Source organism: Halomonas sp. (genome assembly GCF_034520545.1).
Classification (GTDB): domain Bacteria; phylum Pseudomonadota; class Gammaproteobacteria; order Pseudomonadales; family Halomonadaceae; genus Halomonas.
The window spans coordinates 26,182-45,849 of sequence record NZ_JAXHNN010000015.1 but is presented as its reverse complement, the minus strand read 5'-3'; the positions used below and the strand labels follow the sequence as shown (position 1 = coordinate 45,849).

31 protein-coding genes are annotated in these 19,668 nt (G+C 62.5%); 1 reads left to right on the top strand and 30 read right to left on the bottom strand.

Annotated elements, in window-relative coordinates:
- Nucleotides 1–31: 31 nt before the first annotated feature.
- Genes U5L98_RS16280 through U5L98_RS16265 form a run of 4 tightly spaced genes read right to left on the bottom strand, consistent with a single transcriptional unit; the run spans nucleotide 32 to nucleotide 3,726 of the window.
- Complete coding sequence (locus U5L98_RS16280; RefSeq protein WP_322559318.1) at nucleotides 32–790, bottom strand: lysophospholipid acyltransferase family protein; 759 nt, start codon at nucleotides 788–790, stop codon at nucleotides 32–34.
- Complete coding sequence (locus tag U5L98_RS16275) at nucleotides 787–1,677, bottom strand: sugar nucleotide-binding protein (protein WP_322559317.1); 891 nt, start codon at nucleotides 1,675–1,677, stop codon at nucleotides 787–789. Before U5L98_RS16275 ends, U5L98_RS16280 begins: the two co-directional genes overlap by 4 nt.
- Nucleotides 1,678–1,701: 24 nt before the next feature.
- Nucleotides 1,702–2,277, bottom strand: coding sequence for a single-stranded DNA-binding protein (locus U5L98_RS16270; RefSeq protein ID WP_322559316.1), 576 nt, complete (start codon nucleotides 2,275–2,277; stop codon nucleotides 1,702–1,704).
- Nucleotides 2,278–2,325: 48 nt separating this feature from the next.
- A complete protein-coding gene (locus tag U5L98_RS16265; protein ID WP_322559315.1) occupies nucleotides 2,326–3,726 on the bottom strand; it encodes an MFS transporter in 1,401 nt (466 codons plus the stop codon).
- A 160-nt stretch (nucleotides 3,727–3,886) separates the two neighbouring features.
- Between U5L98_RS16265 and uvrA the strand changes: the two genes are divergently transcribed.
- On the top strand, nucleotides 3,887–6,748 hold the full coding sequence (gene uvrA / locus U5L98_RS16260; RefSeq protein WP_322559314.1) for an excinuclease ABC subunit UvrA: 2,862 nt from the start codon (nucleotides 3,887–3,889) through the stop codon (nucleotides 6,746–6,748).
- Nucleotides 6,749–6,995: 247 nt separating this feature from the next.
- On the opposite strand, the gene rplQ is transcribed toward uvrA, so the two are convergent.
- From rplQ to rplD, 26 genes are all read right to left on the bottom strand, one after another.
- Nucleotides 6,996–7,382 carry a 50S ribosomal protein L17 gene (gene rplQ / locus U5L98_RS16255; protein ID WP_089714376.1) on the bottom strand — a complete coding sequence of 129 codons (387 nt, stop codon included), beginning with the start codon at nucleotides 7,380–7,382 and terminating at the stop codon, nucleotides 6,996–6,998.
- Between the two features lie 39 nt (nucleotides 7,383–7,421).
- Entirely contained in the window at nucleotides 7,422–8,420 is a 999-nt protein-coding gene (locus U5L98_RS16250; RefSeq protein ID WP_322559313.1) for a DNA-directed RNA polymerase subunit alpha, read from the bottom strand.
- Between the two features lie 86 nt (nucleotides 8,421–8,506).
- Complete coding sequence (gene rpsD / locus U5L98_RS16245) at nucleotides 8,507–9,127, bottom strand: 30S ribosomal protein S4 (RefSeq protein WP_089714379.1); 621 nt, start codon at nucleotides 9,125–9,127, stop codon at nucleotides 8,507–8,509.
- A gap of 12 nt (nucleotides 9,128–9,139) precedes the next feature.
- A complete protein-coding gene (rpsK, locus tag U5L98_RS16240; RefSeq protein WP_040183105.1) occupies nucleotides 9,140–9,526 on the bottom strand; it encodes a 30S ribosomal protein S11 in 387 nt (128 codons plus the stop codon).
- A 39-nt stretch (nucleotides 9,527–9,565) separates the two neighbouring features.
- Nucleotides 9,566–9,922, bottom strand: a complete 357-nt coding sequence (gene rpsM / locus U5L98_RS16235; protein WP_089714381.1) for a 30S ribosomal protein S13 — start codon at nucleotides 9,920–9,922, stop codon at nucleotides 9,566–9,568.
- Between the two features lie 123 nt (nucleotides 9,923–10,045).
- A complete protein-coding gene (gene rpmJ, locus U5L98_RS16230; protein ID WP_009099023.1) occupies nucleotides 10,046–10,159 on the bottom strand; it encodes a 50S ribosomal protein L36 in 114 nt (37 codons plus the stop codon).
- A 74-nt stretch (nucleotides 10,160–10,233) separates the two neighbouring features.
- Nucleotides 10,234–11,565 carry a preprotein translocase subunit SecY gene (gene secY / locus U5L98_RS16225; RefSeq protein WP_322559312.1) on the bottom strand — a complete coding sequence of 444 codons (1,332 nt, stop codon included), beginning with the start codon at nucleotides 11,563–11,565 and terminating at the stop codon, nucleotides 10,234–10,236.
- Entirely contained in the window at nucleotides 11,566–12,000 is a 435-nt protein-coding gene (rplO, locus tag U5L98_RS16220; RefSeq protein WP_322559311.1) for a 50S ribosomal protein L15, read from the bottom strand.
- A gap of 3 nt (nucleotides 12,001–12,003) precedes the next feature.
- Nucleotides 12,004–12,186, bottom strand: a complete 183-nt coding sequence (gene rpmD, locus U5L98_RS16215) for a 50S ribosomal protein L30 (protein WP_089714387.1) — start codon at nucleotides 12,184–12,186, stop codon at nucleotides 12,004–12,006.
- Nucleotides 12,187–12,191: 5 nt separating this feature from the next.
- The gene (gene rpsE / locus U5L98_RS16210) at nucleotides 12,192–12,692 is read right to left on the bottom strand and encodes a 30S ribosomal protein S5 (RefSeq protein WP_089714388.1); all 501 of its coding nucleotides are present in this window, start codon (nucleotides 12,690–12,692) and stop codon (nucleotides 12,192–12,194) included.
- Nucleotides 12,693–12,703: 11 nt separating this feature from the next.
- Nucleotides 12,704–13,054: a 50S ribosomal protein L18 gene (gene rplR, locus U5L98_RS16205; RefSeq protein WP_322559310.1), complete on the bottom strand. Its 351-nt coding sequence runs from the start codon at nucleotides 13,052–13,054 to the stop codon at nucleotides 12,704–12,706.
- A 9-nt stretch (nucleotides 13,055–13,063) separates the two neighbouring features.
- Complete coding sequence (gene rplF, locus U5L98_RS16200) at nucleotides 13,064–13,594, bottom strand: 50S ribosomal protein L6 (RefSeq protein ID WP_322559309.1); 531 nt, start codon at nucleotides 13,592–13,594, stop codon at nucleotides 13,064–13,066.
- Between the two features lie 9 nt (nucleotides 13,595–13,603).
- Entirely contained in the window at nucleotides 13,604–13,996 is a 393-nt protein-coding gene (gene rpsH / locus U5L98_RS16195; RefSeq protein WP_322559308.1) for a 30S ribosomal protein S8, read from the bottom strand.
- 32 nt (nucleotides 13,997–14,028) lie between these two features.
- A complete protein-coding gene (gene rpsN, locus U5L98_RS16190; protein ID WP_089714396.1) occupies nucleotides 14,029–14,334 on the bottom strand; it encodes a 30S ribosomal protein S14 in 306 nt (101 codons plus the stop codon).
- A gap of 10 nt (nucleotides 14,335–14,344) precedes the next feature.
- The gene (gene rplE, locus U5L98_RS16185) at nucleotides 14,345–14,884 is read right to left on the bottom strand and encodes a 50S ribosomal protein L5 (RefSeq protein ID WP_322559307.1); all 540 of its coding nucleotides are present in this window, start codon (nucleotides 14,882–14,884) and stop codon (nucleotides 14,345–14,347) included.
- An 18-nt stretch (nucleotides 14,885–14,902) separates the two neighbouring features.
- On the bottom strand, nucleotides 14,903–15,217 hold the full coding sequence (rplX, locus tag U5L98_RS16180; RefSeq protein ID WP_322559306.1) for a 50S ribosomal protein L24: 315 nt from the start codon (nucleotides 15,215–15,217) through the stop codon (nucleotides 14,903–14,905).
- A 14-nt stretch (nucleotides 15,218–15,231) separates the two neighbouring features.
- Complete coding sequence (gene rplN, locus U5L98_RS16175; protein ID WP_040183127.1) at nucleotides 15,232–15,603, bottom strand: 50S ribosomal protein L14; 372 nt, start codon at nucleotides 15,601–15,603, stop codon at nucleotides 15,232–15,234.
- Nucleotides 15,604–15,655: 52 nt separating this feature from the next.
- A complete protein-coding gene (rpsQ, locus tag U5L98_RS16170) occupies nucleotides 15,656–15,916 on the bottom strand; it encodes a 30S ribosomal protein S17 (protein ID WP_322559305.1) in 261 nt (86 codons plus the stop codon).
- A 1-nt stretch (nucleotide 15,917) separates the two neighbouring features.
- Nucleotides 15,918–16,109, bottom strand: coding sequence for a 50S ribosomal protein L29 (rpmC, locus tag U5L98_RS16165; RefSeq protein ID WP_040183129.1), 192 nt, complete (start codon nucleotides 16,107–16,109; stop codon nucleotides 15,918–15,920).
- Nucleotides 16,109–16,522 carry a 50S ribosomal protein L16 gene (rplP, locus tag U5L98_RS16160; protein ID WP_021819610.1) on the bottom strand — a complete coding sequence of 138 codons (414 nt, stop codon included), beginning with the start codon at nucleotides 16,520–16,522 and terminating at the stop codon, nucleotides 16,109–16,111. The genes rpmC and rplP overlap by 1 nt, the downstream gene beginning before the upstream one ends.
- 15 nt (nucleotides 16,523–16,537) lie before the next feature.
- The gene (gene rpsC / locus U5L98_RS16155) at nucleotides 16,538–17,236 is read right to left on the bottom strand and encodes a 30S ribosomal protein S3 (protein ID WP_151442458.1); all 699 of its coding nucleotides are present in this window, start codon (nucleotides 17,234–17,236) and stop codon (nucleotides 16,538–16,540) included.
- Between the two features lie 11 nt (nucleotides 17,237–17,247).
- Nucleotides 17,248–17,580 carry a 50S ribosomal protein L22 gene (gene rplV / locus U5L98_RS16150; protein ID WP_089714407.1) on the bottom strand — a complete coding sequence of 111 codons (333 nt, stop codon included), beginning with the start codon at nucleotides 17,578–17,580 and terminating at the stop codon, nucleotides 17,248–17,250.
- A gap of 18 nt (nucleotides 17,581–17,598) precedes the next feature.
- Nucleotides 17,599–17,874, bottom strand: a complete 276-nt coding sequence (rpsS, locus tag U5L98_RS16145; RefSeq protein WP_151442459.1) for a 30S ribosomal protein S19 — start codon at nucleotides 17,872–17,874, stop codon at nucleotides 17,599–17,601.
- Nucleotides 17,875–17,907: 33 nt separating this feature from the next.
- Entirely contained in the window at nucleotides 17,908–18,738 is an 831-nt protein-coding gene (rplB, locus tag U5L98_RS16140) for a 50S ribosomal protein L2 (protein ID WP_151442460.1), read from the bottom strand.
- Nucleotides 18,739–18,755: 17 nt separating this feature from the next.
- Nucleotides 18,756–19,052 (bottom strand): 50S ribosomal protein L23, encoded by a 297-nt coding sequence (gene rplW / locus U5L98_RS16135; RefSeq protein WP_322559304.1) that lies wholly within the window; start codon nucleotides 19,050–19,052, stop codon nucleotides 18,756–18,758.
- On the bottom strand, nucleotides 19,049–19,657 hold the full coding sequence (gene rplD, locus U5L98_RS16130; protein ID WP_322559303.1) for a 50S ribosomal protein L4: 609 nt from the start codon (nucleotides 19,655–19,657) through the stop codon (nucleotides 19,049–19,051). The genes rplW and rplD overlap by 4 nt, the downstream gene beginning before the upstream one ends.
- Nucleotides 19,658–19,668: the final 11 nt, after the last annotated feature.

Below are 19,668 nucleotides of genomic sequence, written 5' to 3'. Positions count from 1 at the left end.
GGGGCGCCTCTTGCGTTGCGGGAGCGGTGTATCAGGCCAGGGGGTTCTCGACCGGCGGTGCGGCAGGTGCCGGGCGCGGCACCTCGGATATCTCAGCCAGCCGAGCCTCGATCCACGCCTCTGCCTCTGCCAACACCTCCTCGGAGGTGCGACCGACGGTCTCGATGGGCTCCCCAACCTCCAGCGACAAGCGCCCCGGACGCTTGACCCAGTGGCGCCCCGGCCAGCGTTCCCCGGCATTGTGGGCCACCGGCACCACGGGCACCCCGGCGCGACAAGCGATCACCGCGCCGCTCTTGTTGTAGCGCTGCCGACTTCCCGGCGCCACCCGGGTTCCCTCGGGGAAGATCAGCACCGAAAGCCCCTCCTCGAGACGAGTCTTGCCCTGGGTGAGCACCTGCTTCATGGCCCGGGCGGGCTTGCTGCGATCCACAGCAATGGGATGCAGCAAGCGCAGAGCCCAGCCGAAAATCGGGATGTTCAGTAGCTCACGCTTTAGCACCGTGCAGACCGGCGGGTGCAGCAACTGCAGATAGACGGTCTCCCATTCGGACTGGTGGTTGGCGAGGATGACGCAGGGACCATCGGGCAATCGTTCATGGCCGCGAAACTCGTAGCGCACGCCGCAGACCAGGCGAAACCAGGCGATGATGAAATGGTTATAGAGGTTGAGCAGGCGATAACGCGAGCGCAGCGGCAGGAAGGGTGCCGGCGGCAGAAAAAGCACGCCGCAGACCAGCATGGCCAGGAAGTAGCCGGCATAGAAGATCAGGCTGCGGATCACGTTCATCGTGGCATCGACTCCTCTTGCGCCTCGCCGTCATCTCTGGCCAGGCACCAGGTATCCAGCATGCGCCCGACCTCCAGGCGCCAGGGCTTCTGGTGCACGCCGAACACGTCCAGTACCCGCCGGCAATTCAGCACACGACGCAGTGGCTGGTCGTGATGGTGGCTCAGCGCCTTGACGCTGCCCAGTGTAACCTGTTCGCCACGCCCCTCGAGCCGAGTAGCGAGCTGGGTGCGGACCATAGAGACGAAGGTATAGGCACTCACCGGCTCAGGACCGGCCAGGTGGTAGCTGCCCCAGGACTCGGCGCCGCAGTGCTGCTGCTGGAGCATGCCGACCAGCGCGATGGCCACGGCATCCGCCGAGGTGGGGCAGAAGATCACGTCGGACTCGGCCCGCACCTCGCCGCCATCCGTCAGGGTGTCGAGCAGCTCGCCCAGCCAGGCTTGGCTACCTTCCAGGGCGAACAGTGGTCCCAGGCGCACGATCAGGTGCCGAGGGTATTCCGCACGGATTCGGTCGCCGGTACGGATCAGCCGTCTCAGGCTGTCGTCGCGGGGCTCGGGAATCACGTGCTCGTCAATGGGCACATCGAGGCCGTCCTCGTAGAGCTGATCGGAGACGCACCACACCAGCGGGATCTCCGCTTCGCGACAGGCCTCCATGCAAGCCTCGACCGCCTCGGCATGGGCCATGACGGCGGCCGGCTCGGCTGTGATCGGCCGCAGCAGCGGCGGGATCACCAGCGCATCCGGGCGCAGCTCCTCAAGCAGCCGCGGCGTGGCCGTAAGGCCCGGCTCGATGATCAGCTCGGTGTCGCTGCGGCGGTTGGCTTCGCGCGCCAGCGCCAGGCTCAGGCAGTGCCCGGCCTCCAGAATCAGCAGCTTCACGGCATCTCCTCGGATGGTGCCTACTTAAAACGGGATCTCGTCATCGAAATCGTCGAAGCTGCCCGGATCCGGGGCACCATAGTTGCCGCCCTGCTGCTGGCCGCCACCCTGTTGCGGGGGAGCCGGCTGCGGGGCCGGACGCTGGGGCTGGCCACCCTGTTGCGGAGCATTGCCGTAGCCGCCCTGCTGCTGATCACCCTGCTGGTGCTGACCGCCATACTGGCCGCCCTGTTGGCCTGCGTACTGGCCACCGCCGTCACCGCCGCGGGAGTCCAGCATCTGCATGTCGTTGGCGACGATCTCGGTGCTGTACTTGTCCTGGCCGTTCTGGTCCTGCCACTTGCGAGTCTGAAGGCGGCCCTCGATATAGACCTTGCTGCCCTTCTTGAGGTATTGCTGAGCGATCTCGGCGGTCTTGTTGAACAGCACGATTCGGTGCCATTCGGTGCGCTCCTGGCGCTGGCCGCTCTGCTTGTCCATCCAGGTATCGGTGGTGGCCAGGTTGAGGTTGGCAACGGCGGTCCCGGAGGGCGTGAAGCGTACCTCCGGATCCTGGCCGAGGTTGCCGATGAGGATGACCTTGTTGATGCCGCGAGCCATGAGGGACTCCTTGCTGTCGTGAAGTACGTTGTAAGGATCATACGCGGCTCAGGCGCCGCTGTGGTGATTCCTGGAACCGGTACCGGTAAGGCGGGCCAGGGCCTGTTCGTCGAGGCGCTGACGGTCCACCTTCAAGTAGGCCACGCGCTCTTCGGGAACGACCAGCACGTCCTCCACCCCGGCCACCTCGGCGAAACGTGCCATCAGGGTATCCAGCGCATCATCCTGCTCGCTGTCGTCGAGCGCCACCACCTCGCTGGTCAGATGGCGAGGAGGCGCCATGCCGGCCATTACCGCCAGCCATGCCAGGCCCACCAGACCGCAGCCGATGAAGACCGCGGAAAGCCCCCACTGCTGCACTAGAGCCCCCCCCAACACGCCACCCAGAAAGGCGCCAAGGAACTGGCTGGTCGAATAGATGCCCATGGCGGTGCCCTTGGCCCCGGCCGGTGCCAGCTTGCTAAGCATCGAGGGCAACGTGGCCTCGAGCAGATTGAAGGCGATGAAGAATAGTAGCAGCCAGCCAAACAGCGCCGGGACCCCTTCACCCAGGCCGGCCAGCCCGAACAGGCTCAGGGTGATGCCGGTAATGGCCGAGAGGCACATCGCCTTCATGCGGCGGCGCTTCTCGGCGATGATCACAAGCGGCACCATGGCAACGAAGGCCAACAGCATGATGCTTAGATAGGTGAGGCCATGACGCTCGACGGCGATGCCCGCCTCGAGCAGCCGGAAGGGCACGGCGACGAAGATCGCCATCAGCACCAGGTGAAGGGCAAAGATCGAGATATCCAGGCGCCAGAGGTCGCCACGCGCGAGGATGCCGCGCAGCTGATCGCGGTCGATGCCCACATCCCGGTGGCGCAACCGACGCGGCGCCGGCGGCACCAGCTTCCACAGCACCGCCAGGCCCAGCACCGCCAGGGCTGCGGTGAACCAGAAGACGCCGGCCAGGCCGAAGCTCGCAGCGAGCCAGGGGCCGAGCACCATGGCCACGGCGAAGGCGACACCGATGGAGAGCCCGATAGTGGCCATGGCGGCGGTGCGCACCTGTTCCCGAGTCTGGTCGGCGAGCAGCGCCATGATGGCCGCGGCCACGGCGCCGCTGCCCTGCAGGCAACGGCCCAGGATCACCCCGCCGATGGAATCGGCACCGGCGGCCACCACGCTGCCCAGCAGGAACAGCAGCAGACCCCCGGCGATCACCGGCTTGCGTCCCAGGCGATCGGAGAGCAGGCCAAAGGGGATCTGCAGCACCGCCTGGGTAAGACCATAGATCCCCAGCGCCAGGCCGACCAGCAGCGGCGTCGACCCTCTCAGGTCATCGGCATACAGGGCCAGCACCGGCAGCACCATGAACAGGCCCAGCATACGCGTGGCATAGAGCCCCGCCAGCCCGGTGATGGCGCGACGCTCGGTGACTAACAGCAGTCCTGAAACCTTTCGCATGGCGGTTCGAACTTCCGTGGACGGACCGTCGGGTCCGGAGATGGACCGCATATTCTAGCGGCTCGCCGGCCTGCAGGGAAAGTCGATGGCGGCGCGTGCTTTGCCGCCGATGCGGCCTGCCACGTATAATCGACCTTTTGCCGCGTCAGGCGAGGTGGGAATGGACACAATTCTGGTCAGAGGTGCGCGCACCCACAACCTGAAGAACATCGACGTCGATCTGCCCCGCGACAAGCTGATCGTGGTCACCGGGCTTTCCGGCTCGGGGAAATCGTCGCTGGCCTTCGACACTCTCTACGCCGAGGGTCAGCGCCGCTATGTGGAGTCGCTTTCCACCTACGCGCGCCAGTTCCTGTCGATGATGGAGAAACCCGACGTCGATCATATCGAAGGCCTTTCCCCGGCGATCTCCATCGAGCAGAAATCGACCTCCCACAACCCGCGCTCCACCGTGGGCACCATCACCGAGATCTACGATTACTTGCGGCTGCTGTTCGCGCGCGCCGGCACGCCACGCTGTCCGGAGCATGGCGAGGACCTCGAGGCTCAGACTGTTTCGCAGATGGTCGACCAGGTACTGACCCTGCCCGAAGGCAGCAAGTTGATGCTGATGGCGCCGGTGATCAAGGGACGCAAGGGCGAACACCTGCAGCTGCTTGCCGAGCTGCGCGCCCATGGCTTCGTGCGCGCCATGGTCGACGGCCAGGTGCTGGAGCTCGACGACATCGCCCCGCTGGACAAGAACAAGAAGCACGACATCAGCGTAGTGGTCGACCGCCTCAAGGTGCGCGAGGGACTGCAGCAACGACTGGCGGAGTCTTTCGAGACGGCCCTCAACCTGGCCGATGGCACCGCCGTGATCCATTTCATGGACGGCGAGCACGAGGACATCCCCTTCTCGGCACGCTTCGCCTGTCCGGTGTGCGGCTACTCTATCGCCGAGCTCGAGCCGCGCATGTTCTCCTTCAACAACCCGGCCGGCGCCTGCCCGACCTGCGACGGCCTGGGCGTGCAGCAGTTCTTCGACCCCGACAAGCTGATCAGCCATCCGGAACTGTCGCTGGCCGAGGGGGTGATCAAGGGCTGGGACCGGCGCAGCGTCTACTACTTCAACCAGCTGCAGGCCGTGGCCGACCACTACCGCTTCACCCTCGAAACGCCCTGGCAGGACCTGGCACGCCATGAGCGAGAGATCATTCTCCACGGCAGCGGCAACGACGACATCGCCTTCAGCTACGTCAACGACCGGGGCCGCAAGGTGACCCGCGAGCACCCCTTCGAGGGCGTGCTCCCTAACATGCAGCGCCGCTATCGCGAGACCGAGTCCAGCATGGTGCGCGAGGACCTGGCGCGTCACATCGCCGTCCAGCCCTGCCCCACCTGCCATGGCTCGCGGCTTCGCCGCGAGGCGCGCCATGTCTACATCGACGACCGCACCCTGCCGCAGCTGGTCCGCCTGCCCATCGGCGAGGCGCTGAGCTACTTCGGGGAGCTCAGCCTGCCGGGGCGAAAGGGCGAAATCGCCGTCAAGATCATCAACGAGATCCACGCCCGCCTGGAATTCCTGGTCAATGTGGGGCTCGACTACCTGAACCTCGAGCGCAGCGCCGAAACGCTTTCTGGCGGTGAAGCCCAGCGCATTCGCCTGGCCAGCCAGATCGGCGCCGGCCTGGTGGGCGTGATGTACATCCTCGACGAACCCTCCATCGGCCTGCACCAGCGCGACAACGACCGCCTGCTGCAGACGCTGGAGCGGCTGCGCGACCTGGGCAACACCGTGATCGTGGTCGAGCACGACGAGGAGGCCATCCGCGCCGCCGACCACGTTCTGGACATAGGCCCCGGCGCAGGGGTCCATGGGGGGCGCATCGTCGCCCAGGGGACCCCGCAGGAGATCATCGCCACGCCGGAGTCACTCACCGGACAGTACCTCGCTGGCTCACGGCGCATCGAGATCCCGCCGTGGCGCATCCCCGGCAACCCTGAGAAGGTGGTGCGCCTGACCGGTGCCCGGGGCAACAACCTACTAGACGTCACTCTCGAGCTGCCGCTGGGTCTGTTCGTGTGCATCACCGGCGTCTCGGGCTCCGGCAAGTCGACGCTGATCAACGCTACCCTGATGCCCATAGCCGCCCGCGAGCTCAACCGCGCCACCAGCCTGACGCCGGAGGTCCATGAGCGTATCGAGGGACTCGACCACCTCGACAAGGTGATCGACATCGACCAGAGCCCCATCGGCCGCACGCCGCGCTCCAACCCGGCAACCTACACCGGCATTTTCACGCCCATCCGCGAACTGTTCGCCGGCACCCAGGAGGCGCGCTCCCGGGGCTACAAGCCGGGCCGTTTCTCCTTCAACGTCAAGGGGGGACGCTGCGAGGCGTGCCAGGGCGAGGGCATGATCAAGGTGGAGATGCATTTCCTGCCGGACATCTATGTGCCCTGTGACGTCTGCAAGGGCAAGCGCTACAACCGCGAGACCCTGGAGATCGCCTACAAGGGCAAGAACATCCATGAGGTCCTCGAGATGACCGTGGAGGAGGCCCTGGCGTTCTTCTCGCCGGTACCGGCCATCGCCCGGCGCCTGCAGACCCTGCTCGACGTGGGGCTCTCCTACATCCGCCTGGGCCAGAGCGCCACCACCCTCTCGGGCGGGGAAGCACAGCGGGTCAAGCTGGCCAGGGAGCTCGCCAAGCGGGACACCGGCAAGACCCTCTACATCCTCGATGAGCCGACCACCGGCCTGCATTTCGAGGATATTCGCCAGCTGCTCAGCGTGCTGCACCGCCTGCGCGACCACGGCAATACCATCGTGGTGATCGAGCACAATCTCGACGTCATCAAGACCGCCGACTGGCTGATCGATCTGGGCCCCGAGGGCGGCTCCGGCGGCGGACGCATCATCGCCGAGGGCACCCCCGAGCAGGTGGCACGCATCGAGGCGTCGCACACCGGCCGCTTCCTCAAGCCCCTGCTCGAGCGGACCAAGGCCAGCAAGGCAGAGCCGGAGACCACCGCCTGACGGCGAGCCGAGTGCTTTACGCTAGAAGCCGTCAAGATGGAGAGCAGCGCCGGGGACAGGTCAGAGCAGGGGTCCTATGCCAGGGATGGCATCGGTAGCGCCCAGGGAAGGGTTCACAGCGCCCCCGCGTAGACCTGGCGCCGGGGAAGCTGCGATTTAGGTCGCCGAGGCAGAACCTACAATGAAAAAAACCGGCCCCTCGAAAGGAGCCAGTTTGGCGTGCTACTGGCGGAAGGCCGGTCGAGGATCACTCCTCGGCGACGGCTTCCTCGACGACCGGACGGTCGACCAGTTCGACGAAGGCCATGGGCGCGTTGTCGCCGGTGCGGAAGCCGCACTTGAGGATACGGACGTAACCGCCCGGACGCTCGGCGTAACGCGGACCCAGCTCATTGAAGAGCTTGCCGACCGCTTCCTTCGAGCGGGTACGGCTGAAGGCCAGACGACGATTTGCGACGCTGTCCTGCTTGGCCAGGGTGATCAGCGGCTCGATGACGCGACGCAGTTCCTTGGCCTTGGGCAGGGTTGTCTTGATCACTTCGTGCTCGACCAGCGAGACGGACATGTTCTTGAACATGGCCTGGCGGTGCGAGCTGGTGCGATTCAGGTGACGACCACTCTTACGATGACGCATGGTTGTGATTCCTTACCAAACTGGGACTCGAGTCGAGGCTCACGCGGAGGCCTTGTCGTCCTTCAGGCTTGCCGGCGGCCAATTCTCCAGCCGCATGCCCAGGGAAAGCCCGCGGGCGGCCAACACGTCCTTGATCTCATTCAGGGACTTCTTGCCGAGATTCGGGGTCTTCAACAGCTCGACCTCGGTGCGCTGGATCAGATCCCCGATATAGTAGATGTTCTCGGCCTTGAGGCAGTTGGCGCTGCGAACGGTCAACTCGAGATCGTCTACGGGGCGCAGCAGAATCGGATCGATATGATCCTCTTCCTCCACCACTTCCTGTTCCTTGTCGGCTTCCAGATCGACGAAGGCGGCCAGCTGCTCCTGCAGGATGGTCGCGCTGCGACGGATCGCCTCTTCTGGATCCAGAGTACCGTCGGTTTCCAGGTCGATGATCAGCTTGTCGAGGTCGGTGCGCTGTTCGACACGCGCGGCCTCCACGCTGTAGGAAACCCGACGCACGGGGCTGAAGGTAGCATCCAGCTGCAGGCGACCGATGGCACGCGATTCGTCGTCGGCATCGCCTCGCACGTCCGCCGGCTCGTAGCCGCGGCCACGAGCGATCTTGAGCTGCATCTTCAGCTCGGAACCCTCGTTGACGTGGGCGATGACATGCTCGGGGTTGACGATCTCGACATCATGGTCGAGCGTGATGTCCCCTGCAGTCACGACGGCCGGCCCCTGCTTGTTCAGCGAGAGCACTGCCTCGTCGCGGCTGTGCATCCTGAGCGCCACGTCCTTGAGGTTCAGGAGAATTTCGATGACATCCTCCTGGACGCCTTCGATCGCACTGTACTCATGCTCGACACCGGCGATCTCGACCTCAACCACGGCACAGCCGGGCATCGACGAGAGCAGGATACGACGCAGGGCATTCCCCAGCGTATGGCCGAAGCCACGCTCGAAGGGTTCGAGCACGATCTTCGCGTGATGTGCGCTGATCTCTTCGACCTTGATGTCGCGAGGACGGAGAAACTCTGTCACTGAACGCTGCATATGAACACCTTTCAGGCTGCCAAACGGATTGTCGGTACTCTCGACCACTCCCCGCGAACGGGGAGTGGCATGGCGTCGGGCGCCGCTTACTTCGAGTACAGCTCGACGATCAGGTTTTCGTTGATGTCGGCAGACAGGTCACCGCGTTCGGGCAGGGCCTTGAAAGTGCCTTCCATCTTCTTGGCATCGGTCTCGACCCAGACCACGTCGCCGCGGTTGGCAGCGATGGCCAGGGAAGTCTGGATGCGCGCCTGGTTCTTCGCCTTCTCACGTACGGAGACCACGTCGCCAGGCTTGACCTGGTAGGACGCCACGTTGACGGTCTTGCCATTGACAGAGATCGCCTTGTGACTGACCAGCTGACGCGCCTCGGAACGCGTGGAGCCGAAGCCCATGCGGTAGACGACGTTGTCCAGTCGGGATTCGAGAAGCTGCAACAACAACTCGCCGGTCGCGCCCTTCAGGCGGGCCGCTTCCTTGTAGTAGTTGCGGAACTGCTTCTCGAGTACGCCATACATGCGACGTACTTTCTGCTTCTCGCGAAGCTGCAAGCCGTAGTCGGAAAGACGCTGACGGCGCTGGCCGTGCACACCCGGAATCTGTTCGGATTTGCACTTCTTCTCGAAGGGAGTGATACCGCTCTTGAGGAAGAGGTCGGTCCCCTCACGACGAGACAGTTTGCACTTCGGTCCAATGTAACGAGCCATGAATCTGTCTCCTTAAACGCGGCGTTTCTTCGGCGGACGGCAGCCATTATGGGGAATGGGCGTCGCGTCGGTGATGCTCTGCACGCGGAAGCCGGCGGCATTGAGAGCACGCACGGCGGATTCACGGCCAGGACCGGGGCCCTTGACCAGCACGTCGACGTTTTTCACACCATACTCGGCTGCAGCGGTCGCTGCACGCTCGCTTGCCACTTGAGCAGCGAACGGGGTGCTCTTGCGAGAACCACGAAAACCCGAACCACCGGCAGTCGCCCAGGAAAGGGCGTTGCCCTGGCGGTCTGTGATCGTAATGATCGTGTTGTTAAAAGAGGCGTGGATATGCGCAATGGCATCCACTACCTGCTTTTTAACCTTCTTACGGTTGCTACGCGGGTTAGCCATGTTGATGTCGTTTCCTGTCTTTACGCCAGAACGTGCGTGTTATTTGCGGATCGGCTTGCGCGGGCCCTTGCGGGTACGCGCATTGGTCTTGGTACGCTGACCACGCAGCGGAAGACCACGACGATGACGCAGACCACGATAGCAACCCAGGTCCATGAGACGCTTGATATTAAGCGTGACATCACGGCGCAGGTCACCTTCCACGGTGTACTTGCCGACTTCAGACCGCAGGGAGTCCAGATCTTCACTGGACAGTTCCTGGACCTTTGTGGTCGGCGCGATGCCGGTAGCAGCGCAGATTTCCTGCGCACGCGTACGGCCAATCCCGAAGATATAGGTCAGCGAGATCGCCGCATGCTTGTTGTCCGGGATATTGACGCCTGCAATACGGGCCATCAGCTTACTCCGAAATTTGAGCGGCTTGCTCGATTAATCATCTACAAAAGGCGCAACAGCATACCTCTTTCCTCGCTCGAGGACAAGAGGCATGCCGGCACCCGGTTCAGTGCAGCGCTGGGATCAACCCTGGCGCTGCTTGTGCCGCGGCTCGATGCAGATGACGCGCACGGCGCCATTACGTCGAATAATCTTGCAGTTGCGGCACATTTTCTTCACGGAAGCTCGAACTTTCATGTTCCATCTCCAAAGTTGGCTCGCGCCACGAGCCGATAAATCCGATCGCGGCGCACCAAGTCGTCAGCGGTGTTTCAGCGCATGATGCCGCCGCTACCATAGCCTTTCAGGTTGGACTTCTTCATCACCGACTCGTACTGGTTCGACATGAGGTGCGACTGCACCTGGGCCATGAAGTCCATGGTCACCACCACCACGATCAGCAAGGAGGTGCCGCCGAAGAAGAACGGCACATTCCAGGCCACAATCAGGAACTGGGGCATCAAGGATACCCCGGTGATGTAGAGGGCACCGAAAAGGGTCAGGCGCGTCATGACCTTGTCGATATAGCGAGCCGTCTGCTCGCCGGGACGGATACCCGGCAGGAAGGCCCCCGACTTCTTGAGGTTGTCGGCGACATCCTTGGGGTTGAAGACCAGCGCTGTGTAAAAGAAGCAGAAGAATATCACCGCCGCGCCGAAAAGCAAGATGTACAGCGGCTGTCCCGGACCCAGCGCCTGGGATGCACGCTGCAACCACTCCATGCCATCACCGGCTCCGACCCACTGTCCCAGCGAAGCGGGAAACAGGAGGATGCTGGAGGCGAAGATCGCCGGAATCACGCCCGCCATGTTCACCTTGAGCGGCAGGTAGCTGCTCTGGCCGGCATACATCTTGTTGCCGACCTGCCGACGCGGATAGTTCACGGTGATGCGACGCTGACCGCGCTCGATGAACACCACGAAGGCCACGGTGGCAACGCCCAGCACGGTGAGAGCCAACAGCGGAAGAACGTTCCAAGCACCCTCGTTGCGGGCCAGCTCGAACGCTTGTCCCACGGCACCCGGAAGGCCGGCGACGATACCCGCAAATATCAGCAGCGAGATGCCGTTGCCTATGCCCTTCTCGGTGATCTGCTCGCCCAGCCACATCAGGAACACCGCACCGGTCACAAAGCTGACGATAGCAGTGAAGTAGAAGCTGAAGTCGGCCGTGTAGGCGATACCCTGACTGGCCAGGCCCACCGACATACCGGTTGCCTGAATCAAGGCCAGCAGTACGGTGCCATAGCGCGTGTACTGACTTATCTTGCGTCGGCCAGCCTCACCTTCCTTCTTGAGCTGCTCGAGATGCGGTGATACCGCCGTCATCAGCTGCATGATGATCGACGCTGAGATGTAGGGCATGATGCCCAGCGCCATGATACTCATGCGCTCCAGGGCGCCACCCGAGAACATGTTGAACATGCCCAGGATGGTGCCCTGCTGCTCCCTGAACAAGGCAGCAAGCTGGTCAGGATTGATACCGGGAACGGGGATGTGGGCACCGATACGGTAGACCACGATGGCGAGGAGCACGAAGCGCAGGCGCGCCCAGAGTTCACTCAGACCGCTGCCCATCGCCGGCATGTTTCCTGACTTGGCCATTTAGTCCTCTACCTTGCCGCCGGCGGCTTCGATCGCGGCGCGGGCACCCTTGGTGACCTTGATACCGCGGACCGTGACCGCCTTGTTCAGTTCGCCGGACAGGATCACCTTGGCATGCTTGGTGGCATCCTTCAGCACGTTGGCATCCTTGAGGGTGCCCAGGGTGACTTCATCACCCGCGACCCGTGCCAGCTCGGCCAGGCGGACTTCCTCGGAAACCAGAGACTTCGCGGACGTGAAGCCAAACTTGGGCAGACGCCGCTGAAGCGGCATCTGGCCGCCCTCGAAACCGGGCTTCACGCTACCGCCGCTGCGCGACTTCAGACCTTTGTGGCCACGGCCACCGGTCTTGCCCAGACCAGAGCCGATGCCACGGCCGACGCGCTTTTCGGCGTGCTTGGAACCCGGTGCCGGGCTCAGGCTATTGAGTTTCATGGATTACTCTCCCTCAACACGCACAAGGTAGTTGACCTTGTGGATCATGCCGCGGACGGCAGGGGTGTCTTCCAGTTCAACCGTGTGACCGATGCGACGCAGGCCGAGGCCCTTCATGTTGGCCTTGTGCTTGGCCAGTACGCCGATGGTGCTGCGGGTCTGGGTAACCTTGATCGTTGCAGACATTGACCTTACCCCGTGATCGCTTCGACAGGCAGACCGCGCTTGGCGGCCACGTCTTCCGGCGACTGCAGGGCGGCCAGACCATTGACGGTCGCCCGCACCACGTTCACCGGGTTGGTGGAGCCGTAGCACTTGGCCAGGACGTTATGCACGCCGGCCAGTTCGAGCACGGAGCGCATGGCGCCGCCGGCGATGATCCCGGTACCCTCGGAGGCAGGCTGCATGTACACCTTGGAGGCGCCGTGACGGGCCTTGACCGGGTACTGCAGAGTGCCGCCGGTGAGGTTCACCTTGACCATGTTGCGACGCGCCTGGTCCATGGCCTTCTGGATCGCCACCGGCACTTCACGTGCCTTGCCGCGACCAAAACCCACACGACCGTTACCGTCGCCCACGACGGTCAGGGCGGTGAAACCGAAGATTCGGCCACCCTTGACCACCTTGGCGACACGGTTGATCTGCACGAGCTTTTCCTGCAGATCGCCGTTTTGCTGTTCGTTCTTCGCCATCGTAAAACCCTTTAGAATTCCAGGCCGCCTTCACGAGCGGCGTCGGCCAAGGCCTTCACACGACCGTGGTACTTGAAGCCGGCACGATCGAAGGCCACCTGGGTGATGCCAGCCTGCTTGGCGCGTTCGGCGATCAGTTCGCCTACCTTGGTAGCGGCGTCGGAATTGCCGGTCGCACCCTCACGCAGGGCCTTATCCAGCGTGGAAGCGCTGGCGAGGACCTTGCCACCATCCGGCGAGATGATCTGCGCATAGATGTGGCGTGGGGTACGGTTGACGCACAGGCGATACACGCCCAGCTCGCGGATCTTGGCGCGAGCACGGCGGGCACGACGGAGACGAGATTCTTTCTTCGCGTTCATAACCCTGCCTTACTTCTTCTTGGCTTCTTTGCGACGCACCTGCTCGTCGGCGTACCGGACACCCTTGCCCTTGTAGGGCTCAGGCGGACGGAAGGCGCGGATTTCCGCAGCACACTGACCGAGCTGCTGCTTGTCCGCGCTTTTCAGCACGATGACGGTGTTCTTGGGCGTTTCCGCCGTAACACCTTCAGGCAGCGTGTAGTCGACCGGGTGCGAGAAGCCCAGTGTAAGATTAAGCGTCTTGCCCTTGGCCTGGGCACGGTAACCGACGCCGATGATTTCGAGGCTCCTGGTAAAGCCCTCGCTGACACCGGTGACCAGGTTCTGTACCAGGGCACGGGTGGTACCGACCATTGCCCAGCTCTTGGCGGACTCGCTCGGCTGGAAGGTCAACTGCCCCTCTTCCTGACCGATCACCACGTCGGGGTGAACAGTCTGGGTCAGGGTTCCCTGGCTGCCCTTGACGGACAGCTGGTCACCGTCGAGCTTTACCTCGACGCCTGCGGGCAATTTGACCGGATATTTGGCTACGCGGGACATTCCAAACTCCTAGAATACGGTGCAGATGACTTCACCACCGACACCCGCCTGACGCGCGGCACGATCGGTCATCACTCCATTGGAGGTGGTGACGATGGCAACGCCCAGACCTTCGGCGACCTTCGGCAGCGCGGCCTTGCCCTTGTACTGGCGCAGGGACGGCTTGGAAACCCGCTGCAGGTGCTCGATGACCGGCTTGCCCTCGAAGTACTTGAGGGTCACGGTCAGCTCGGGCTTGGCGGTTTCGCTGACGGCGAAGTCGCTGATATAGCCCTCTTCCTTCAGCACGCGGGCCACCTCAACCTTGAGCTTGGAGGACGGCATGGAAACCGTCTCCTTGGTGGCCATCTGCGCATTGCGGATACGAGTGAACATATCCGCCAGAGTGTCTTGCATGCTCATTTACGTTGCGCTCCTGATGATTCTACGTGGCGTTACCAGCTGGACTTCTTGAGTCCGGGCACGTCGCCACGCATGGCGGCTTCACGCAGCTTGTTGCGGCCGAGGCCGAACTTGTTGTAGTAACCGTGCGGACGACCAGTGATGCGGCAGCGGTTGCGCTGACGCACCGGGCTGGAGTCGCGCGGCAACTGCTGCAGCTTGAGCTGCGCGTCGAAGCGCTCTTCGTCAGAAGCATTGACGTCCTGGATGACCGCCTTCAGCTCGGCACGCTTGGCGGCATACTTCGCCACCATCTTGGTGCGCTTGAGCTCGCGCTCTACCATGCTTTTCTTTGCCATGATCCCACCCTTATCTCTTGAACGGGAAGTTCAACGCGCTAAGCAGCGCGCGACCTTCTTCATCGGTTTTGGCGGTGGTGGTGATGGTGACATCCAGACCACGAATCCGGTCGATCTTATCATATTCGATCTCCGGGAAGATGATCTGCTCACGCACCCCCATGGAGTAGTTGCCACGACCGTCGAAGGACTTCGGGTTGAGACCACGGAAGTCACGAACACGGGGGATCGCGATATTCACCAAGCGATCGAGGAAGTCCCACATGCGCTCGGAGCGCAGAGTCACCTTGATCCCGATCGGCCAGCCTTCGCGCACCTTGAAGCCCGCGATGGACTTGCGTGCCTTGGTCACCAACGGCTTCTGACCGGAGAGCTTCTCCAGGTCACCGATAGCGTTGTCGATCAGCTTCTTGTCGCTGGTCGCCTCGCCGATACCCATGTTCAGTGTCACCTTGGTGACCCGCGGTATCTGCATCACGTTGGCGTAGCTGAACTGCTCTTGGAGCTGAGCCACCACCTCGTTTTGATAACGTTCTTTCAAGTTCGCCATTTTGCTATCCGACTCGCGTTAGGCGTCGATCTGCGACTGCGTCGACTTGTAGATACGTACCTTGGTACCGTCTTCCTGCACCTGGAAGCCGACGCGATCCGCCTTGCCGGTCTCCTGGTTGAAGATGGCCACGTTGGACGCGTGAATCGATGCCTCGCGCTCGACGATACCGCCCTGATTGCCCGCCATCGGGTTGGGCTTGGTGTGACGCTTGATCATGTTCACACCGGACACCACGAAGCGGTTTTCGAGAACCCGCTTGACGGTGCCGCGCTTGCCCTTGTCCTTGCCGGCGATGACGACGACTTCGTCGTCACGTTTGATTTTTTGCATATCCGCCTCGCTCCTTACAGCACTTCAGGCGCCAAGGAAATGATCTTCATGAACTTCTCGTTGCGAAGCTCACGCGTCACCGGCCCGAAGATACGGGTGCCGATCGGCTGATCGTTGGTGTTGTTCAACAGCACAGCCGCATTTCCATCGAAGCGGATCAGCGAACCGTCGTTACGACGGACGCCACTACGGGTGCGAACCACCACTGCCTTGAGGACCTGGCCCTTCTTGACCTTGCCACGAGGAATGGCTTCCTTCACCGTGACCTTGATGATGTCACCGACACGAGCGTAGCGACGGTGGGAACCGCCCAGCACCTTGATGCATTGCACCCGGCGCGCTCCGCTGTTGTCGGCGACATCCAGCATTGTCTGAGTCTGAATCATCGGTTTTCTCCAAACCTAATCTGACTGCACTGACTTGACCGGCGTAAGCCGATCAACCCTTGGCCTGTTCGACGACCTCGACCAGGGTCCAGGACTTGTTCTTCGACAACGGACGGCATTCCTGAATGGACACCGTGTCGCCGGACTTGGCCTGATTCGACTCGTCGTGGGCTTGCAGCTTGGTGGAGCGCTTCATGTATTTTCCGTAGATCGGGTGGCGCTCACGACGCTCGATCATCACAACGATGGACTTGTCCATCTTGTCGCTCACCACCTTGCCGGTGAGCGTACGGGCATTCTTTTCTTCGGCCATCTCAGTCACCTGCCTTCTCGTTGAGCACAGTCTTCACGCGGGCAATGTCCCGACGAACCTGCTTGAGCAGATGAGTCTGGCTCAGCTGACCGGTGGCCTTCTGCATGCGCAGGTTGAACTGCTCGCGGAGGAGTTCGAAGAGCTGCTCCTGGAGCTGCTCGGCTGACTTCTCACGAATTTCCTGGGCTTTCATCACATCACCGTCCGTTTCACAAAGGTGGTGGAGACCGGGAACTTCTGGGCGGCCAGGGCGAATGCCTCACGGGCCAGCTCCTCGGAAACGCCCTCGATCTCGTACAAGACCCGACCCGGCTGGATCTGCGCGACCCAGTACTCGACGGAGCCCTTGCCCTTACCCATACGGACTTCCAACGGCTTCTTGGAAATCGGCTTGTCCGGGAAGACACGGATCCAGATCTTGCCGCCACGCTTGACGTGACGCGTGATCGCACGACGACCAGCCTCGATCTGACGGGCGGTGACACGGCCCCGGCCAGTGGCCTTGAGGCCATACTCGCCGAAGCTCACCTTGCTTCCGCGATGCGCCAGGCCACGGTTGCGGCCCTTCTGCATCTTGCGGAACTTCATACGCTTAGGTTGTAACATCGACTCGCTCTCCCCTTACCTGGAACCTTTCTTCTTGGAGGGTGCGGCCTGCGGCTGTTTCGCCTTGGCGCGGACCTCCTCGATGCCCCCGAGGATTTCACCTTTGAAGACCCAGACCTTGACACCGATGATGCCGTAGGTGGTATGCGCCTCGTAGGTGGCGTAGTCGATGTCCGCGCGCAGAGTATGCAGCGGGACGCGACCTTCGCGGTACCATTCGGTACGGGCGATTTCCGCGCCGCCTAGTCGGCCGGAAAGCATCACCTTGATGCCACCGGCGCCCAGGCGCATGGCGTTCTGCACGGACCGCTTCATGGCACGACGGAACATCACACGACGCTCGAGCTGGCCGGCGATATTCTGCGCGACGAGCTGGGCATCGAGCTCCGGCTTGCGGACTTCCTCGATGTTGACGTGCACGGGCACACCCATCATCGCGGTGACGTCACGACGCAGCCGGTCAACGTCTTCGCCTTTCTTGCCGATCACGATACCCGGGCGGGCAGTGTGAATGGTGATGCGGGCGTTGTTGGCCGGGCGCTCGATGTGAATGCGACTCACGGACGCATTCTTCAGGCGCTCTTCCAGAAAGCGACGTACTTCGAGGTCGCTATTCAGCTTGTCGGCATAAGCACCGCGCTCGGCATACCACACCGAGGTATGGTCCTTGACGATACCCAGGCGAATGCCTGTTGGATTGACTTTCTGACCCATCTGGTCGACTCCTACTTCTCGGCTACCTTGACGGTGATGTGGCAAGTGCGCTTCAGGATGCGATCCGCACGCCCCTTGGCGCGTGGACGGATACGCTTGAGCGTCATGCCCTCATCGACGCAGATGGTCGAAACACGCAGCTCGTCGATATCCATGCCGTCGTTTTCTTCCGCGTTCGCGATGGCGGACTGCAGCACCTTCCTGACCAGCTTCGCGGCCTTCTTCGGGGAGAAGGTCAGCAGGTCGAGTGCCTCGGCGACCGGTTTACCGCGCACCTGGTCAGCCACCAAACGGGCCTTCTGGGCGGATAAACGAGCGCCACGCAGCTTTGCTGTGACTTCCATCTCTCAATCCTCTCTGGCTTACCGTTTGGCTTTCTTGTCCGCCACATGACCGCGATAAAGGCGGGTAGTAGCGAATTCGCCCAGCTTGTGGCCAACCATTTCCTCGGAGACATGCACCGGGACGTGTTGGCGACCGTTGTGGACCGCAATGGTGAGCCCGACCATGTTGGGCAGGATCATCGAGCGACGCGACCAGGTCTTGATCGGTTTACGGTCGCTCTTCTCCACTGCAGTCTCGACCTTCTTCAATAGATGAAGGTCAATAAAGGGACCTTTCTTCAGTGAACGTGGCACAGCCGTTACCTCTTGATGTCTTGGCGTTGGATCTTATTTCCGGGCCTTGCGGCGACGGATGATCAGCTTGTCGGTGCGCTTGTTCTTGCGGGTCTTGTGGCCCTTGGTGGGAATGCCCCACGGAGACACCGGGTGGCGTCCGCCGCTGCTGCGGCCTTCGCCGCCGCCATGCGGGTGATCCACCGGGTTCATGGCCACACCGCGAACGGTCGGGCGCACACCTCTCCAGCGCTTCGCACCGGCCTTGCCAAGCTGACGCAGGCTGTGCTCTGAGTTGCTCACTTCTCCCAGAGTCGCGCGGCACTCGGCCAGCACCTTGCGCATCTCGCCGGAGCGAAGACGCAGGGTGGCGTAGTTGCCTTCACGGGCGACCAACTGGGCGCTGGTACCGGCGCTGCGAACAAGCTGGGCACCCTTGCCAGGCTTGAGCTCGATGCAGTGCACAGTGGAACCCAGCGGGATGTTGCGCAGCGGTAACGCGTTGCCCTTCTTGATGGGCGCGTTGACGCCCGACTCGAGACGGTCACCAGCACTCACACCCTTGGGCGCAATGATGTAGCGACGCTCGCCGTCAGCGTACTTGAGCAGAGCAATGTGCGCGCTGCGGTTCGGGTCGTGCTCCAGGCGCTCGACGACGGCCGGAATGCCATCCTTGGTGCGCTTGAAGTCAACGACACGATAGTGGTGTCGATGACCACCGCCCACGTGGCGTGTGGTGATGCGACCGTAGTTGTTACGACCACCGGACTTGGACTGTTTCTCGAGCAACGGCGCGTAAGCGCGGCCCTTGTACAGTTCTTCACCAACAATCTTGACGACGTGGCGACGACCGGCGGATGTGGGTTTAGTCTTGACGATTGCCATGATCCGTACTCCTGCCCTTATTCGGCGCCAGAGAAGTCTTCAAGCGTTTCGCCGGCGGCCAGTGTCACGTACGCCTTGCGATAACCCTTGCGATGACCCAGACCCTGCGCAGTGCGCTTGGTCTTGCCCTTCATGTTCAGCACCTGAACACGGTCGACCTTCTTGCCGAGCAGCTCCTGCACGGCGGCCTTGATCTCGGGCTTGGTCGCGTCGCCTGCCACCTTGAACACGTACTGGTTGCGCTCGGCGGCCATGGCGGCCTTCTCGGTCACGTGCGGACCGAGCAGAACCTTGAATAGACGTTCCTGGTTCATGCCAGCTTCTCCTCGAATTTACGCAGGGCGGAGACGGTAACCAGCACCTTGTCGAAGGCGACCAGGCTCACCGGATCGGCAGCGGCGACGTCCACCACATCCACGTTGGGGATGTTACGGGCGGCGAGGTACAGGTTCTCGTCGAGTTCCTCGGTGACGATCAGCACCTTCTCCAGGCCCAGCGCCTCGAGCTGGGCGACCAGCTGCTTGGTCTTGGGGGCCTCGACGGCGAAACCATCGACCGCCACCAGACGCTCCTGGCGAACCAGCTCGGAGAGAATGGAACGCATGGCCGCACGATACATCTTGCGGTTGACCTTCTGGGAATGGTCCTGCGGACGGGCCGCGAAGGTCACACCGCCGCCACGCCAGATCGGCGAACGGATGGTTCCGGCACGGGCACGTCCGGTGCCCTTCTGGCGCCACGGCTTCTTGCCGCCGCCGCGCACATCGGAACGGTTCTTCTGCGCACGAGTACCCTGACGACCACCGGCCAGATAGGCGGTGACGACCTGGTGTACGAGAGCCTCGTTGAATTCTTTGCCAAAGGTGGCATCGGATACTTCGACAGTACCGGCGCCTGCACCTGCAAGATTCAGATTCATCGGTAAGTTCC

What these genes read in the sequence shown, in the direction of transcription:
- rpsD (WP_089714379.1), bottom strand. Translation starts at nt 9,127, where the DNA reads ATGGCTCGTTACATTGGACCGAAGTGCAAACTGTCTCGTCGTGAGGGG.
- U5L98_RS16280 (WP_322559318.1), bottom strand. Translation starts at nt 790, where the DNA reads ATGAACGTGATCCGCAGCCTGATCTTCTATGCCGGCTACTTCCTGGCC.
- secY (WP_322559312.1), bottom strand. Translation starts at nt 11,565, where the DNA reads ATGGCCAAGTCAGGAAACATGCCGGCGATGGGCAGCGGTCTGAGTGAA.
- U5L98_RS16250 (WP_322559313.1), bottom strand. Translation starts at nt 8,420, where the DNA reads ATGCAGCGTTCAGTGACAGAGTTTCTCCGTCCTCGCGACATCAAGGTC.
- U5L98_RS16265 (WP_322559315.1), bottom strand. Translation starts at nt 3,726, where the DNA reads ATGCGAAAGGTTTCAGGACTGCTGTTAGTCACCGAGCGTCGCGCCATC.
- uvrA (WP_322559314.1), top strand. Translation starts at nt 3,887, where the DNA reads ATGGACACAATTCTGGTCAGAGGTGCGCGCACCCACAACCTGAAGAAC.
- rpsE (WP_089714388.1), bottom strand. Translation starts at nt 12,692, where the DNA reads ATGGCGAAGAACGAACAGCAAAACGGCGATCTGCAGGAAAAGCTCGTG.
- rpsQ (WP_322559305.1), bottom strand. Translation starts at nt 15,916, where the DNA reads ATGGCCGAAGAAAAGAATGCCCGTACGCTCACCGGCAAGGTGGTGAGC.
- rplX (WP_322559306.1), bottom strand. Translation starts at nt 15,217, where the DNA reads ATGCAAAAAATCAAACGTGACGACGAAGTCGTCGTCATCGCCGGCAAG.
- rplV (WP_089714407.1), bottom strand. Translation starts at nt 17,580, where the DNA reads ATGGAAGTCACAGCAAAGCTGCGTGGCGCTCGTTTATCCGCCCAGAAG.
- rplN (WP_040183127.1), bottom strand. Translation starts at nt 15,603, where the DNA reads ATGATTCAGACTCAGACAATGCTGGATGTCGCCGACAACAGCGGAGCG.
- rpmJ (WP_009099023.1), bottom strand. Translation starts at nt 10,159, where the DNA reads ATGAAAGTTCGAGCTTCCGTGAAGAAAATGTGCCGCAACTGCAAGATT.
- rpsN (WP_089714396.1), bottom strand. Translation starts at nt 14,334, where the DNA reads ATGGCAAAGAAAAGCATGGTAGAGCGCGAGCTCAAGCGCACCAAGATG.
- rplB (WP_151442460.1), bottom strand. Translation starts at nt 18,738, where the DNA reads ATGGCAATCGTCAAGACTAAACCCACATCCGCCGGTCGTCGCCACGTC.
- rpsH (WP_322559308.1), bottom strand. Translation starts at nt 13,996, where the DNA reads ATGAGCATGCAAGACACTCTGGCGGATATGTTCACTCGTATCCGCAAT.
- rplR (WP_322559310.1), bottom strand. Translation starts at nt 13,054, where the DNA reads ATGAACGCGAAGAAAGAATCTCGTCTCCGTCGTGCCCGCCGTGCTCGC.
- rplP (WP_021819610.1), bottom strand. Translation starts at nt 16,522, where the DNA reads ATGTTACAACCTAAGCGTATGAAGTTCCGCAAGATGCAGAAGGGCCGC.
- U5L98_RS16270 (WP_322559316.1), bottom strand. Translation starts at nt 2,277, where the DNA reads ATGGCTCGCGGCATCAACAAGGTCATCCTCATCGGCAACCTCGGCCAG.
- rpsC (WP_151442458.1), bottom strand. Translation starts at nt 17,236, where the DNA reads ATGGGTCAGAAAGTCAATCCAACAGGCATTCGCCTGGGTATCGTCAAG.
- rplD (WP_322559303.1), bottom strand. Translation starts at nt 19,657, where the DNA reads ATGAATCTGAATCTTGCAGGTGCAGGCGCCGGTACTGTCGAAGTATCC.
- rplO (WP_322559311.1), bottom strand. Translation starts at nt 12,000, where the DNA reads ATGAAACTCAATAGCCTGAGCCCGGCACCGGGTTCCAAGCACGCCGAA.
- rpmD (WP_089714387.1), bottom strand. Translation starts at nt 12,186, where the DNA reads ATGTCTGCAACGATCAAGGTTACCCAGACCCGCAGCACCATCGGCGTA.
- rplW (WP_322559304.1), bottom strand. Translation starts at nt 19,052, where the DNA reads ATGAACCAGGAACGTCTATTCAAGGTTCTGCTCGGTCCGCACGTGACC.
- rplE (WP_322559307.1), bottom strand. Translation starts at nt 14,884, where the DNA reads ATGGCGAACTTGAAAGAACGTTATCAAAACGAGGTGGTGGCTCAGCTC.
- rpsM (WP_089714381.1), bottom strand. Translation starts at nt 9,922, where the DNA reads ATGGCCCGTATTGCAGGCGTCAATATCCCGGACAACAAGCATGCGGCG.
- rpmC (WP_040183129.1), bottom strand. Translation starts at nt 16,109, where the DNA reads ATGAAAGCCCAGGAAATTCGTGAGAAGTCAGCCGAGCAGCTCCAGGAG.
- rplQ (WP_089714376.1), bottom strand. Translation starts at nt 7,382, where the DNA reads ATGCGTCATCGTAAGAGTGGTCGTCACCTGAATCGCACCAGCTCGCAC.
- rplF (WP_322559309.1), bottom strand. Translation starts at nt 13,594, where the DNA reads ATGTCCCGCGTAGCCAAATATCCGGTCAAATTGCCCGCAGGCGTCGAG.
- rpsK (WP_040183105.1), bottom strand. Translation starts at nt 9,526, where the DNA reads ATGGCTAACCCGCGTAGCAACCGTAAGAAGGTTAAAAAGCAGGTAGTG.